The following is a 13,373-nucleotide window of genomic DNA, read 5'->3' on the forward strand; positions in this document are numbered from 1 at the left end:
CGTGCCGCCCATGCCTCGGGGCACATGCGAAGGATAGGGGCAGGCGGCAATGGGGCCGCCATATGACACGGGCGCGACCAGAGGGCTGGCGTCGCCCAGAGGAAATCAGATGTTTGATGAAGTGAAAAAATCGATCCAGTGGGGCGAGGAAACTCTCACGCTGGAAACGGGCAAGGTTGCCCGTCAGGCCGACGGTACGGTCATCGCCACGCTTGGCGAAACCAGCGTCATGGCCAACGTCACTTTCGCCAAAGAGCCGAAGCCGGGGCAGGACTTCTTCCCGCTGACGGTCCACTACCAAGAGAAATACTATGCCGCCGGCAAAGTGCCGGGCGGTTTCTTCAAGCGTGAAGCGCGCCCGACCGAGAAAGAGACGCTGACCGCGCGTCTGATCGACCGTCCCTGCCGCCCGCTGTTTGCCGCCGGCTTCAAGCATGAAGTTCTGGTCATGTGCACCGTGCTGTCGCACGATCTGGTCAACGATCCCGACATTGTCGCGATGATCGCTGCCTCGGCCGCGCTGACGCTCTCGGGCGTTCCGTTCATGGGCCCGATCGGCGCTGCCCGCGTCGGCTTCTCGAATGGCGAATATGTGCTGAACCCCGAAGTTCAGGACATGGACCAGCTGCGCAACAACCCGGAACAGCGTCTGGATCTGGTTGTCGCCGGCACCAAAGACGCCGTGATGATGGTCGAATCGGAAGCCTATGAGCTGACCGAGGAAGAAATGCTGGGCGCCGTGAAATTCGGCCATGAGGCAATGCAGCCGGTGATCGACCTGATCATCGACATGGCAGAAGCCGCCGCAAAAGAGCCCTTCGACTTCCAATCGCCCGATTACAGCGCGCTTTACGCCCGTGTGAAATCGCTGGGCGAGGCCGATATGCGCGCCGCCTATGCGATCAAAGACAAAAGCGACCGTCAGGACGCTGTTGGCGCCGCAAAAGCTGCTGTCAAGGCTGGCCTGAGCGAAGAAGAACTGGCCGATGCGAACCTTGGTTCGGCGCTGAAGAAGCTGGAATCGGGCATTCTGCGCGGTGACATCATCAATGGTGGTGCCCGCATCGACGGCCGCGACACCAAGACCGTTCGCGCCATCGACAGCGAAGTCGGCATCCTGCCGCGCACCCACGGCTCGTCGCTGTTCACCCGTGGTGAAACGCAGGCGCTGGTCGTGACCACGCTGGGCACCGGCGATGACGAACAGATCATCGACGCGCTGCACGGCAACTTCCGCTCGAACTTCCTGCTGCACTATAACTTCCCGCCCTACTCGGTCGGCGAAGTGGGCCGCGTTGGTTCGCCCGGTCGTCGCGAGATCGGCCATGGCAAACTGGCATGGCGTGCGCTGCAAGCCGTGCTGCCGGCTGCGACCGACTTCCCCTATACCATCCGCGTCGTTTCCGAGATCACGGAATCGAACGGCTCGTCGTCCATGGCTTCGGTCTGCGGCGGCTCGCTGTCGATGATGGATGCGGGCGTTCCGCTGAAAGCTCCGGTTGCTGGCGTCGCGATGGGCCTGATCCTTGAGGATGACGGCAAATACGCGGTTCTGACCGACATTCTGGGCGACGAGGATCACCTCGGCGACATGGACTTCAAGGTTGCCGGTACGGAAAACGGCATCACCTCGCTGCAGATGGACATCAAGGTTGCGGGCATCACGCCGGCGATCATGGAGCAGGCTTTGGCGCAAGCCAAGGACGGCCGGATGCACATCCTGGGCGAGATGGCCCATGCCCTGACCGAAGGCCGCCGCGAATTCTCGGCTCATGCTCCGCGCATCGAGACCATGACCATCCCGACCGACAAGATCCGTGAAGTGATCGGCTCGGGCGGCAAGGTCATCCGCGAGATCGTGGAAACCTCGGGTGCCAAAGTCGACATCAACGACGACGGCGTGATCAAGATCGCTTCGGCCAATGCCGACTCGATCAAGAAAGCCTATGACATGATCTATTCGATCGTGGCCGAGCCGGAAGAAGGCAAGGTCTATATCGGCAAGGTCGTGAAACTGGTCGATTTCGGCGCCTTCGTGAACTTCTTCGGCAAGCGCGACGGTCTGGTCCACGTGTCCCAGATCGCCAACAAGCGTCTGACCCACCCGAACGAGATCCTCAAAGAGGGTCAAGAAGTGAAGGTCAAGCTGCTGGGCTTCGATGACCGCGGCAAAGTCCGTCTGGGCATGAAGATGGTCGACCAAGAGACCGGCGAGGAAATCGCCCCCGAGAAGAAAGAAGAAAACGCCGAGTAATCGGCGCGATCTGCTAAAGGAAAGGCCCCGTCAATCGACGGGGCCTTTTGCATTTGGGCCCGTGCCTCAGCCTTGTTTGTCGCCCGCCTCCAGCGCGCGTCTGGAGATCCGGCGCATGGTGTTGCTCATCCATGAGGCGGGCGGAATCGGCGTACCGCCCGGCTGCCAGATCCCGTAATGGCGGCGCATGTAGTCGATCGCGGCAATATCGGCCTCGACCCGGCCATGGTCCATTTCGACCAGATCATGCAGGGCATCGACGCCGCCAGCGCGCGAAACGCGCATGCGACTGACTTTGGCCAGAAGCCAGATCGGAATGCCCTGTCGTTCCAGATGGCCGGACAGCCACGGATCATCGACGGTCCACAGCACCGGAGGAATGTCCCATGCCTCGGGGCCGAACCAGTCCGGCTTGACCATGACGCCGCCATGACCGCCCAGCACATCGACAAAGCCGCTGGAGGCATAGATCGGCGACTTGATCGTGAACAACGACAACACGCGCTTGATGCGATAGGACAGCGGCTTCTTGCTCCAGCGGGCTGCGCGCGGCAGCCGGTCCGCGGGTCGGGCGCTGTCGGCGATGTCGGGCAGGCTGTCGCCGGCCTCGACGATGCAGGCATCGGGATGTTCCGCACGGGCCTTTTTCAGCCGCGCATGCCAGTCGCGGTCGTAGATCTTGTCATCGTCGCAGAACAGCAGGTCCACATCCTGCCCGGCGAATTCGCGGCAGGCGGGCAGGATCTTGGTGGCGGGGCCCAGATCGGCCTCGCATCGGCTGATGGTCACTCCGGTCGGCACATCGGGCAGGCGCCCGTCCCAATCGGTAAAGCGCCGATAGCTTTTCGGGATCTGCAACAGGATCTGCTGTGCGGGCAGCTTTTGCCGCAACAGCGAATCCAGCGTCGGCCCAAGCAGGCCAAAGCGCGGCGGGATGGTCGACAGGGTAATGATGGTGGGACGGTTCACGGCATTTCCGCGCGCTGGTTCAGTTGTATTTGCTCATATCGCTTGCGGGATATAGGCGGAAGCTGGTTTCGGGCAGGTGTGACGGGGCACGGAACGAGTTCCTTGCCTTCCGCCACGTGACAAGGCATGGCATGGGCATGCCGCGACACGCGCAGTTGGGCGGAATGAACCATGCCGGGCAAGCTTGCTCTTTCGATCGTCAGCCGGATGCCGGGCTTTCTCAGGTCGCCGGTGATCAAACTGCTGCGGCGCAGGCTGGGGCCGGAATATCAGCTGAATGCCGCGGATTTTCAGGGCCTGCGCGTGCTGATTTTGGGACCCGCGCGAACCGTGGGCGAGGATCTGGCCTGTCTCGATCCGGCACGCTTTGACGTTTTCGTTCGGTTGAACAACGGCTTGGACATGCCAATCCCGGCACTGGGGCAGGCGGCCCGGCGCTGCGACGTGCTGTTCCATTCGCTGACCTCGGATACCCGCCCGGTCACAGCGGCGGCGCTGGAGGCGGCGGGGGTTCAGGTGCTCGTGCATCGCACACCGACCAAGGGGGCCTTCCTGCAAACCCTGATTGCGGCGCGATGCTTTCCCCGGCAGGCCTTGCGGCATATCCCGTGGGAGCGATACCGCGATCTGCAGCGAGATCTGGGCGGCGCCAGCCCGACCTCGGGGCTGATCTGCGCGGATTTCTTCCTGCGCGCCCCAGTGCAGGAATTGGCCATCGTCGGCTTCACTTTTTTCACCACGTGCTACAACGTCGGCTATGAGGCCGAGCTTGGCACCGACGATGAGGCACGGCAGCGCGTCGCCGGAATCGGGCATCACGACCCCGCGCGTGAGGCGCTTTTGCTGGCCGATCTGGTCGATGCGGCGCGAGGCAGGGGACGTCATGTGGTGCTCGGCGAACAGGTCGAGGCCGCCATGGCGCGGCTGCGCGCCGAGATGGACGTGGGGCGATAGTCCCGGCGCACTGCCAGCATGACCGCGATTGCCCATTACCTGCGTAAGTTGTGTCGCGAGGTGGCCGAGAACGGATATCCGGATGCGCTTTGCCGGGCGTTAGGCAAAGAAAAAGGCCGCCTTGCGGCGGCCTTTGACCGGATCAGGCCGGGTCCTTGGCGAAGCGCAGATAGGGCAGCTTCTTGTCCAGCGCGCCGTATTTCGCTTCGGCGGCCGCGTCGTCCAGCGCCAGCGCCACGATCACGTCCTGACCGGGAACCCAGTTCGCCGGGGTCGCCAGCGGCACACCGTCAGTCTTGCGCACGGCGTCCAGCGCCCGCAGGATCTCGGCGAAATTGCGGCCGACCGACATCGGATAGGTCATGGTCAGGCGGACCTTCTTGTCCGGGCCGATGATGAAGACGGTGCGCACGGTCGCCGAATGCGCCGGGGTGCGGCCCTCGGTCGGCAGGTAGTAATCGGCGGGCAACATGTCATAGGCCTTGGCCACGTTCAGCGCAGTGTCGTCGATGATGGCAAAGTTCGCCGGGACGCCCGCGACTTTCTCGATGTCGGCCTTCCATTTGGCATGATCTGCCGCCGAATCGACCGAGACGCCCAGAACCTTGGTGTTGCGGGATTCGAATTCGGGAACCAGTTGCGCGACGGCGCTGAACTCGGTGGTGCAAACCGGGGTGAAGTCGCGCGGATGCGAGAAAAGGATGGCGTAGCTGTCGCCGATCCAGTCATGGAAGCTGATCTGCCCCTCGGTCGAGTCGGCCGCGAAATCGGGGGCGATGTCATTGATGCGCAGGGACATTTCTGATCCTTTCGGTTGGGTCGCGGCCACACGATATGCGAGGCCGAGGCGGTTGAAAACACGATTTATTTCATCGTGTTAATTTTCGGGAATCTCGTAAAGCTCCAGCGGCAGTCCGTCCGGATCGGCAAAGAAGGTGAAACGACGGCCGGTGAATTCATCGGTCCTGACCGGCTCGACCTGAACCCCGTGCCGGGCCAGTCGCGCACAGGCGGCATCCAGATCGCTGACCGTAAAGGCCAGATGGCGCAGGCCGCATGCCTCGGGTCGGCTCGGGCGCGGCGGGGGATCGGGGAAGGAAAACAGCTCGATCTGGCCGCCACCCGGAAGTGCAAGATCCAGCTTCCACGAATCCCGCGCGATCCGGTGGTTCTCGGCCACGATCCGCAACCCGAGGATTTCTGTATAGAAAGCGCGCGCGCGCGGATAGTCCGAGCAGATGATGGCCGCATGATGAATGGTGCGCAGCATGAGCCCCTCTCTCTGGCTGGTCGCCCCACCTTGCCCGCGATCCTGCGACTTGGCGAGTCCCGCAAGCTTGCACCGCGTCGGGCACGGTGGCAGGTTACGGCCCAGAACAGAAAGGGAGTCCGCTCATGAGCGAACTGGCAGACAAGCGGAAATTCTACATCAACGGTGCATGGGTCGCCCCGAGCGTCCCCAATGACCTTGAGGTGATCGACCCCTCGACGGAAGATTCGGTCGCGGTGATCTCTCTGGGTGCGCAGGCCGATACCGATGCGGCAGTGGCGGCGGCCAAGGCTGCCTTCCCGGCATGGTCGGCCACGTCCCCGGCGGAACGGCTGGCCCATGTCGAGAAGATCCTTGAGATCTATGTGCGCCGTCAGGCCGAGATGGGTCAGGCCATCGAGGATGAAATGGGTGCCCCCCATGACATGGCGATCGAGGATCAGGCGGGCTGCGGCGTCAGCCACATCCAGACCTTCATCGACGCCTTCCGCGAATTCGAATTCATCCGCCCGCTGGGCCCGCATGCCCCGAATGCCATGGTCGCATGGGAGCCGATCGGCGTCATCGGCCTGATCACGCCGTGGAACTGGCCGATGAACCAGGTCACGCTGAAGGTGATCCCGGCGATTCTGACCGGCAATACCGTGGTGCTGAAACCCAGCGAAATCGCGCCGCTGTCCTCGATCCTGTTCGCGGAAATCGTGGATGAGGCCGGGCTACCCGCCGGCGTCTTCAACATGGTGAACGGCGACGGTCTGGGTGTCGGCACCCAGCTTTCGACCCATCCCGATGTCGAGATGATCAGCTTCACCGGCTCGACCCGCGCCGGCATCGCCATCACCAAGGCGGCTGCCGATACGGTCAAGAAAGTGGCGCTGGAACTGGGCGGCAAGGGCGCGAACCTGGTCTTTGCCGATGCCGATGAAAAGGCGGTGACGCGCGGTGTGCGGCATGTGTTCTACAACAGCGGCCAATCCTGCAACGCGCCGACCCGGATGCTGGTCGAGCGCTCGTTCTATGAGACTGCGGTCGAGCAGGCCCGCAAGGTCGCCGAGGAAACCGCGGTGGCGACTGCCCACCAGTCCGGCCGTCATATCGGCCCGGTGGTTTCCAAGCTGCAATGGGACAAGATCCAGGACCTGATTCAGGCGGGCATCGATGAGGGCGCGCGCGTCGTCGCCGGTGGTCCCGGCCTGCCCGAGGGCGTCAATCGCGGCTATTACGTCCGCCCGACGGTCTTTGCCGATGTGAATAATGACATGACCATCGCGCGTCAGGAAATCTTTGGCCCGGTGCTGGCGATCATCCCCTTCGATACCGAAGAAGAGGCCGTCGCCATCGCCAATGACACCGTCTACGGCCTGACCAACTACGTGCAGACCCAGGACGGCACCCGCCGCAACCGTCTGGCCCGCCAGCTGCGCGCCGGCATGGTCGAGATGAACGGCCAAGGCCGTGGCAAGGGCTCGGCCTTTGGCGGGGTCAAGGCCTCGGGCCGGGCGCGTGAAGGCGGCGTCTGGGGGCTGGAAGAGTTCATGGACAGCAAGCAGATCAGCGGCTGGGACGTCGACGCCTGATCGGCGCGCATAATCCGCCGCAATCCTGCCGAGAGGGGCCGCCGGATGACCGGCGGCCCTTTTCATTTCGGGCGTTCCCGCTAAGTTGCGCCTCGCAGGTGACAGGGGGATGCGATGCGGGTTGTTTCGGTAGGCGAATGCATGGTCGAATTGTCGGGCGCGGGGCAGGGGCTCTGGCGTCAGGCCTTTGCGGGCGACACCTTCAACACCGCATGGTACCTGCGCGCCCTGATGCCCGCTGACGCGCAAGTCGATTACCTGACCTGCGTCGGTCAGGACGGGATTTCCGGCAAGATGCTGGATTTCTTCGCGGGGGCCGGAATCGGCACCGATTGCATCACTCGCCATCCGACCCGTGCGCCGGGCCTGTACATGATCGACCTGAAGGATGGCGAGCGCAGCTTTACCTATTGGCGCGACAGTTCGGCGGCGCGTTGTCTGGCCGATGACATCGACCATCTGGCCCGCTGCTTTCACGGCGCAGACCTGATCTATTTCTCGGGGATCACGCTGGCGATTCTGACACCGGACCGCCGTCAGGCGCTGTTGGCGGCACTGGCGGCAGCACCGGGCCGCGTGGCCTTTGACAGCAACATGCGCCTGCGCCTGTGGCCGGGCGCCGAGGACATGCGCGACTGGATCATGAAGGGCGCGGCCGTGGCCGACATCGCCCTGCCCAGTTTCGACGAAGAGGCGCAGTATTTCGGCGACGAAAGCCCGCGCCAGACCGCCGACCGCTATCTTGAGGCAGGTGTCACCGAGATTCTGGTCAAGAATGGCGGCGGCGACATGCTGGGTCACACCCCCGATGGCGATTGGCTGGACCTGCCCTGCGGCGAGCGTCTGCAACCTGTCGATACGACCGGTGCCGGGGACAGCTTCAATGGCGGTTATCTCTCGGCGCGACTGGCCGGAATGGACATGGCGGGCGCGGTCGCGCGCGGCCATGCGACCGCTGCCCGCGTCATCTGCCATCCCGGCGCGCTGATCCCGCACGAGGCGCTGCGTTAAACAGCGTATACATTGGGCGATGGGCGTGGCCGACTAGGCCTTTTCGCGCATCCCCAACAAAATGCTTGCTTGATGCAGGGCTTCCTGCCAGCCTTCCTCCCAATGGATACCTTTGGGAGGAGGGATCGCATGGCCTCGGTGACGATCCGGGATATCAAGAAATCCTATGGCGCGGTCGAGGTGATGCATGGCGTCTCGGTCGATATCGACGAAGGGGAGTTCGTCGTTCTGGTCGGCCCCTCGGGCTGCGGCAAGTCGACCTTGCTGCGCATGCTGGCGGGGCTGGAACATATCACCTCGGGCGAGATCCTGATCGGCGAAAGGGTCGTGAATGACCTGCCGCCAAAGGATCGCGACATCGCCATGGTGTTCCAGAACTATGCGCTTTACCCGCATCTGACCGTGGCCGAAAACATGGGCTTCTCGCTGAAGCTCAAGGGCGCCGGCCGGGCCGAGATCGAGGAAAAGGTGAAGCCCGCCGCCCAGATCCTTGGGCTTGCGCATCTGCTGGATCGCTACCCGCGGCAATTGTCGGGCGGTCAGCGCCAACGTGTTGCCATGGGCCGGGCCATTGTCCGCGATCCGCAGGTTTTCCTGTTCGACGAGCCGCTGTCGAATCTGGATGCGAAGCTCCGCGTCTCGATGCGGACCGAGATCAAGAACCTGCATAACCGGCTGAAGACCACGACCGTCTATGTCACCCATGACCAGATCGAGGCCATGACCATGGCCGACAAGATCGTGGTCATGCATGACGGGCGGGTGGAACAGATCGGCGCGCCGCTGGATCTTTATGACCGGCCCGCCAACCTGTTCGTGGCAGGCTTCATCGGCAGCCCGGCGATGAACATGATCCCCGGCCGGGCCGAGGGTGGCAGCTTTGTCGCCGGTGACGGCCAGCGCCTGCCGACCCCGCGCGCACCCGAGGGCCGCAAGCTGATCTATGGCGTCCGCCCCGAGGCGATCACCCTTGGCGGCGACATTCCCCTGACGATCGAAGTCACCGAACCCACCGGGGCGGAAACCTATGTCGCCGGAAAGCTGGGCGGCGAGCCCGTGACCTGCGTCTTCCGCGACCGCGTGACCGCCCGTCCGGGCGAGGTGATCCATGTCACCATCGACCCTGCCGGCATCCACCTTTTCGACGCCGATAGCGGGGTGCGCCTGACGGACTGACAGGTGACGGATTGACTGGCCCCGTCCCGGCTTCGGGGCGGGTATAACGGGCCGCGAAACGGCCGCATTGCACTTTGGGAGGAGTTAAGCAATGTCCATCGACCGCAGAAAGCTCTTGCAGGGCGGCGCCGCGCTGGCAGCCGGCGCCGTGTTGACCAGCCCCTTCATCCGCCCCGCCATGGCGCAAACGGGGGGCATGACCTTCACCCCCGAAGAGGGCGCCAGTCTGCGCCTGCTGCGCTGGGTGCCCTTCGTCAAGGGCGAGGAAGAGGCGTGGAACGCCAATACCGCAGCCTTCACCAAGGCCACCGGCGTCGAGGTCCGCATCGACCAGGAAAGCTGGGAGGATGTCCGCCCGAAAGCCGCCGTCGCCGCCAATGTGGGTTCCGGCCCCGACATGGTGATGAGCTGGTTCGACGACCCCTTCCAGTATCCCGACAAACTGGTCGACGTGACCGACCTTTGCACCATGCTGGGCGAAAAGAACGGCGGCTGGTATGACGGGCTGCGCGCCTATGGCGAGCAGGATGGCAAGTTCATCTCGACCCCGCTTTGCGCCATCGGCAACGCCGTTTGCTACCGCGAAAGCCATATGAAGGCCGCCGGTTTCGACGAGTTCCCCAAGGATACCGAAGGGTTTCTGGCGCTTTGCACAGCGCTCAAGGAAAAGGGTACGCCGGCAGGCTTTCCCTTTGGTAAGGCGGTGGGCGACGGCAACAACTTCGCGCATTGGCTGCTGTGGAGCCACGGCGGCCAGACCGTCAACGAGGCGGGCGAGGTCGCGATCAACAGCCCCGAAACCGCTGCGGCGATCGAATATGCCAAGAAGCTTTACGCGGTCTTCGTGCCGGGAACGGAAAGCTGGCTTGATATCAACAACAACCGTGCCTTCCTGTCGGGTGACATCTCGCTGACGGCGAATGGCGTGTCGCTGTACTACGCGGCCCGCAAGGAAGAGGCGACCAAGGCGATTGCCGAGGATCTGCGCACCGGCAACCTGCCGATCGGCCCGGTCGGCAAGTCGGTCGAACTGCACCAGACCTCGACCATCTCGATCTTCCAGCATTGCAAGTTCCCGAATGCCGCCAAGGCCTATCTGGAGTTCATGTATCAGCCCGAGCAGATGAACGCTTGGCTGACCGGCGCCAGCGCCTATTGCTGTCAGGCACTGAAGGGGTTCGCGAATAACCCGGTCTGGACCTCGAACCCGATCCACGCGCCCTATGCCAAAGCCTCGGAATCGCTGCGTGCCAATGGCTATGCCGGGAAACTGGGTCCGGCATCGGCGGGCGTAATGGCCGATTACGTCCTTGTCGACATGTTCGCCGAGGCCGTCACCGGTCAGCGCACGACCGAGGAAGCCATCGCCAATGCCGAGCGCCGCATCGCGCGCTATTACCGCTGATCGCATCGGGGCGCCTTCGGGCGCCCCCTTCCTGACGGAAGGAGAGGAACATGCCCCCCGTGCCCGAACCGCGCGCCTCTTTCTGGCGACGCTTTGTCGAAAGCCGCAATGGCCTTGGCCTATTGTTCATGCTGCCCGCGGCGGCGTTCCTGCTGTGCTTCCTGACCTATCCGCTGGGCCTGGGCGTCTGGCTGGGCTTTACCGACGCGCGGATCGGTCGCGCCGGACAATGGATCGGGCTGGAAAACTACGCCTGGCTGATGGATGATCCGGTCTTCTGGCTGTCGGTCTTCAACACGCTTTTCTACACCATTGTTGCCTCGGTGCTGAAATTTGGGCTGGGCCTGTGGTTGGCGCTGCTGCTGAACCGGCACCTCCCCTGCAAGAACTTCTTCCGGGCCATCATCCTGCTGCCATGGGTCGTGCCGACGGTGCTGTCGGCGCTGGCCTTCTGGTGGATCTTCGATTCACAATTCTCGATCATCAGCTGGGTGCTGATGAAATGGGGCATCATCAGCCAGCCGATCAACTTCCTTGGCGATCCGTGGAACGCGCGGCTGTCGGTGATGGCGGCGAATGTGTGGCGCGGGATTCCCTTTGTCGCGATCTCGCTGCTGGCCGGGTTGCAGACCATTCCGCAATCCCTGAATGAGGCTGCGGCCATTGACGGGGCGACCCCGTGGCAGCGCTTCCGCCGGGTGACCCTGCCGCTGCTGACGCCGATCATCGCGGTGGTGATGACCTTCTCGGTGCTGTTCACTTTCACCGATTTCCAGCTGATCTATGTGCTGACCCGCGGCGGGCCGGTGAACGCGACGCATCTGATGGCGACGCTGTCCTTCCAGCGCGCCATTCCCGGCGGCCAACTGGGCGAGGGCGCGGCCATCGCGGTCGCCATGATCCCCTTCCTGCTGGCAGCGATCCTATTCAGCTTCTTCGGCCTTCAGCGCCGCAAATGGCAGCAGGGAGCAGACTGATGGCTGACCAGACCGTGACCGACGACCACGAAGGCCTGGACCAGTTCGAAAGTCGGGGCCGCAAGATCTTTCTGGTCTGGCTGCCGCTGGCCTGCTTCATCTTCGTGCTGCTGTTCCCGTTCTACTGGATGGCGGTCACGGCGGTGAAGCCGAACGCCCAGCTGACCGACTACCAGAACCACAGCCCGTTCTGGGTGGTCGGTCCGACGCTTGATCACATCAAATACCTGCTGTTCGAGACCAGCTATCCCGGCTGGCTGTGGAACACACTGATCGTGGCGGTCTGCTCGACCTTCCTGTCGTTGCTGGCCTCGGTCTTTGCCGCCTATGCCATCGAACGGCTGCGCTTTCGCGGCGCACGTGTCACCGGGCTTCTGATCTTTCTCGCCTATTTGGTGCCGCCGTCGATCCTGTTCATTCCACTGTCGGTGATCGTCTTCCAGATCGGCATCTTCGATTCCAAGCTGGCGCTGATCCTGACCTATCCGACCTTCCTGATCCCGTTCTGCACCTGGCTGCTGATGGGCTATTTCCGCTCGATCCCCTATGAGCTTGAGGAATCGGCACTGGTCGATGGTGCGACGCGTTGGCAGATCCTGACCAAGATCGTGCTGCCGCTGGCAGTGCCGGGGCTGATCTCGGCCGGCATCTTTGCCTTCACGCTGTCCTGGAACGAATTCATCTACGCCCTGACCTTCATCTCCAGTTCGGAAAACAAGACGATTCCGGTGGGCGTCCTGACCGAATTGGTGCGGGGTGACATCTATGAATGGGGCGCGTTGATGAGCGGGGCGCTGCTGGGTTCGCTGCCCGTGGTGATCCTCTACTCGTTCTTCGTGGATTACTACGTCAGCTCGATGACAGGCGCGGTGAAGGAGTAAGGGTGGGGGCTCTGCCCCCGTCCTTCGGACTCCTCCGGGATATTTGGACAAGAAAGAAGGCGACCTGCTTGATAGCGGCCGCCTTTGGTCTTTCTTGCTTAAATATCCTCGGGGGTCCGGGGGCAGACAGCCCCCGGCAGCAAGATCAATAAGTGGCGCGACCGCCGGAAATGTCGAAGACGGCACCGGTCGAAAAGGCGCAATCCTCGGATGCCAGCCAGGCGACCAGCGCGGCAGCCTCGGCGGGCTCAAGAAAGCGGTTCATCGGGATTTTCGACAGCATGTAGTCGATATGTTGTTGGGTCATCTGGTTGAAGATCGGGGTGCGGGCTGCGGCGGGGGTGATGGCGTTGACCAAAATACCGGTGCCCGCCAGTTCCTTGCCCAGCGATTTCGTCAGTGCAATCAGCCCGGCTTTCGAAGCCGAGTAATGCGCAGCATTGGGATTTCCCTCTTTGGCAGCGATGGAGGCCACGTTGACGATGCGGCCATAGCCGCGCTCGATCATCCCCGGCACCAGCGCGCGGCAGGCGACATAGGGCGCGTTCAGGTTCACCTCGATCACCTGACGCCAGACGGTCGGGTCCAGTTCCCAGGTCTTGCCATTACCGCCTGTGATGCCGGCATTGTTGATCAGGATATCGACCGGGCCAGCCTCACGCGCCGCGGCTTCGATCTGGGCGTCCTCGCTGAGTTCGACCTGACGGCTGGATGCGGCGTCGCCAAGATTGGCGGCGGCCTTTTCGGCGGCATCGCCATCACGGTCCCAAATGATCACCCGCGCGCCGCTGTCGATGAAGCGCTGTGCGATGGCATAGCCGATGCCCTGCGCGCCGCCGGTGATGACCGCAAGGCGGCCGTTCAGATCGATCTGGTTCATTCTTCCCTCTTTCCCTCCT

At 63.1% G+C, this 13,373-nt stretch carries 12 protein-coding genes; 8 read left to right on the forward strand and 4 right to left on the reverse strand.

The window, feature by feature from the left end:
* Positions 1 to 109: 109 nt before the first annotated feature.
* Positions 110 to 2,254, forward strand: coding sequence for a polyribonucleotide nucleotidyltransferase (gene pnp, locus IB235_RS15045; RefSeq protein WP_192337385.1), 2,145 nt, complete (start codon positions 110 to 112; stop codon positions 2,252 to 2,254).
* 66 nt (positions 2,255 to 2,320) lie between these two features.
* On the opposite strand, the gene IB235_RS15050 is transcribed toward pnp, so the two are convergent.
* Complete coding sequence (locus tag IB235_RS15050) at positions 2,321 to 3,223, reverse strand: glycosyltransferase family A protein (RefSeq protein ID WP_192337386.1); 903 nt, start codon at positions 3,221 to 3,223, stop codon at positions 2,321 to 2,323.
* 171 nt (positions 3,224 to 3,394) lie between these two features.
* On the opposite strand from IB235_RS15050, the gene IB235_RS15055 reads away from it, so the two are divergent.
* The gene (locus IB235_RS15055) at positions 3,395 to 4,177 is read left to right on the forward strand and encodes a hypothetical protein (RefSeq protein WP_192337387.1); all 783 of its coding nucleotides are present in this window, start codon (positions 3,395 to 3,397) and stop codon (positions 4,175 to 4,177) included.
* Positions 4,178 to 4,319: 142 nt separating this feature from the next.
* Here IB235_RS15055 and IB235_RS15060 read toward each other — a convergent pair whose 3' ends face one another.
* Positions 4,320 to 4,976, reverse strand: a complete 657-nt coding sequence (locus tag IB235_RS15060; protein ID WP_192337388.1) for a redoxin domain-containing protein — start codon at positions 4,974 to 4,976, stop codon at positions 4,320 to 4,322.
* Between the two features lie 78 nt (positions 4,977 to 5,054).
* Entirely contained in the window at positions 5,055 to 5,447 is a 393-nt protein-coding gene (locus IB235_RS15065) for a VOC family protein (protein ID WP_192337389.1), read from the reverse strand.
* Positions 5,448 to 5,581: 134 nt separating this feature from the next.
* Between IB235_RS15065 and IB235_RS15070 the strand changes: the two genes are divergently transcribed.
* The 6 genes from IB235_RS15070 (at position 5,582) to IB235_RS15095 (ending at position 12,474) form a co-directional block, all read left to right on the forward strand.
* Positions 5,582 to 7,024 carry an aldehyde dehydrogenase family protein gene (locus tag IB235_RS15070; RefSeq protein ID WP_225612356.1) on the forward strand — a complete coding sequence of 481 codons (1,443 nt, stop codon included), beginning with the start codon at positions 5,582 to 5,584 and terminating at the stop codon, positions 7,022 to 7,024.
* Positions 7,025 to 7,138: 114 nt separating this feature from the next.
* Positions 7,139 to 8,035, forward strand: a complete 897-nt coding sequence (locus tag IB235_RS15075; RefSeq protein ID WP_192337391.1) for a sugar kinase — start codon at positions 7,139 to 7,141, stop codon at positions 8,033 to 8,035.
* A 129-nt stretch (positions 8,036 to 8,164) separates the two neighbouring features.
* Positions 8,165 to 9,211: an ABC transporter ATP-binding protein gene (locus IB235_RS15080; protein ID WP_192337392.1), complete on the forward strand. Its 1,047-nt coding sequence runs from the start codon at positions 8,165 to 8,167 to the stop codon at positions 9,209 to 9,211.
* A gap of 91 nt (positions 9,212 to 9,302) precedes the next feature.
* Positions 9,303 to 10,616, forward strand: a complete 1,314-nt coding sequence (locus tag IB235_RS15085) for an ABC transporter substrate-binding protein (RefSeq protein WP_155039067.1) — start codon at positions 9,303 to 9,305, stop codon at positions 10,614 to 10,616.
* A gap of 50 nt (positions 10,617 to 10,666) precedes the next feature.
* Complete coding sequence (locus IB235_RS15090) at positions 10,667 to 11,593, forward strand: carbohydrate ABC transporter permease (RefSeq protein ID WP_155039066.1); 927 nt, start codon at positions 10,667 to 10,669, stop codon at positions 11,591 to 11,593.
* Positions 11,593 to 12,474 (forward strand): carbohydrate ABC transporter permease, encoded by an 882-nt coding sequence (locus tag IB235_RS15095; protein ID WP_225612337.1) that lies wholly within the window; start codon positions 11,593 to 11,595, stop codon positions 12,472 to 12,474. The genes IB235_RS15090 and IB235_RS15095 overlap by 1 nt, the downstream gene beginning before the upstream one ends.
* A gap of 145 nt (positions 12,475 to 12,619) precedes the next feature.
* On the opposite strand, the gene IB235_RS15100 is transcribed toward IB235_RS15095, so the two are convergent.
* Entirely contained in the window at positions 12,620 to 13,354 is a 735-nt protein-coding gene (locus IB235_RS15100; RefSeq protein ID WP_192337394.1) for an SDR family NAD(P)-dependent oxidoreductase, read from the reverse strand.
* Positions 13,355 to 13,373 lie beyond the last annotated feature (19 nt).

The organism is Paracoccus sp. PAR01 (assembly GCF_014851995.1).
Taxonomy (GTDB): Bacteria; Pseudomonadota; Alphaproteobacteria; order Rhodobacterales; family Rhodobacteraceae; genus Paracoccus; species Paracoccus litorisediminis.

Excerpts from the sequence above, each read along its gene's own strand:
- IB235_RS15055 (WP_192337387.1), top strand. The coding sequence starts at position 3,395 with ATGCCGGGCAAGCTTGCTCTTTCGATCGTCAGCCGGATGCCGGGCTTT.
- IB235_RS15080 (WP_192337392.1), top strand. The coding sequence starts at position 8,165 with ATGGCCTCGGTGACGATCCGGGATATCAAGAAATCCTATGGCGCGGTC.
- pnp (WP_192337385.1), top strand. The coding sequence starts at position 110 with ATGTTTGATGAAGTGAAAAAATCGATCCAGTGGGGCGAGGAAACTCTC.
- IB235_RS15065 (WP_192337389.1), bottom strand. The coding sequence starts at position 5,447 with ATGCTGCGCACCATTCATCATGCGGCCATCATCTGCTCGGACTATCCG.
- IB235_RS15085 (WP_155039067.1), top strand. The coding sequence starts at position 9,303 with ATGTCCATCGACCGCAGAAAGCTCTTGCAGGGCGGCGCCGCGCTGGCA.
- IB235_RS15090 (WP_155039066.1), top strand. The coding sequence starts at position 10,667 with ATGCCCCCCGTGCCCGAACCGCGCGCCTCTTTCTGGCGACGCTTTGTC.
- IB235_RS15060 (WP_192337388.1), bottom strand. The coding sequence starts at position 4,976 with ATGTCCCTGCGCATCAATGACATCGCCCCCGATTTCGCGGCCGACTCG.
- IB235_RS15095 (WP_225612337.1), top strand. The coding sequence starts at position 11,593 with ATGGCTGACCAGACCGTGACCGACGACCACGAAGGCCTGGACCAGTTC.
- IB235_RS15100 (WP_192337394.1), bottom strand. The coding sequence starts at position 13,354 with ATGAACCAGATCGATCTGAACGGCCGCCTTGCGGTCATCACCGGCGGC.
- IB235_RS15075 (WP_192337391.1), top strand. The coding sequence starts at position 7,139 with ATGCGGGTTGTTTCGGTAGGCGAATGCATGGTCGAATTGTCGGGCGCG.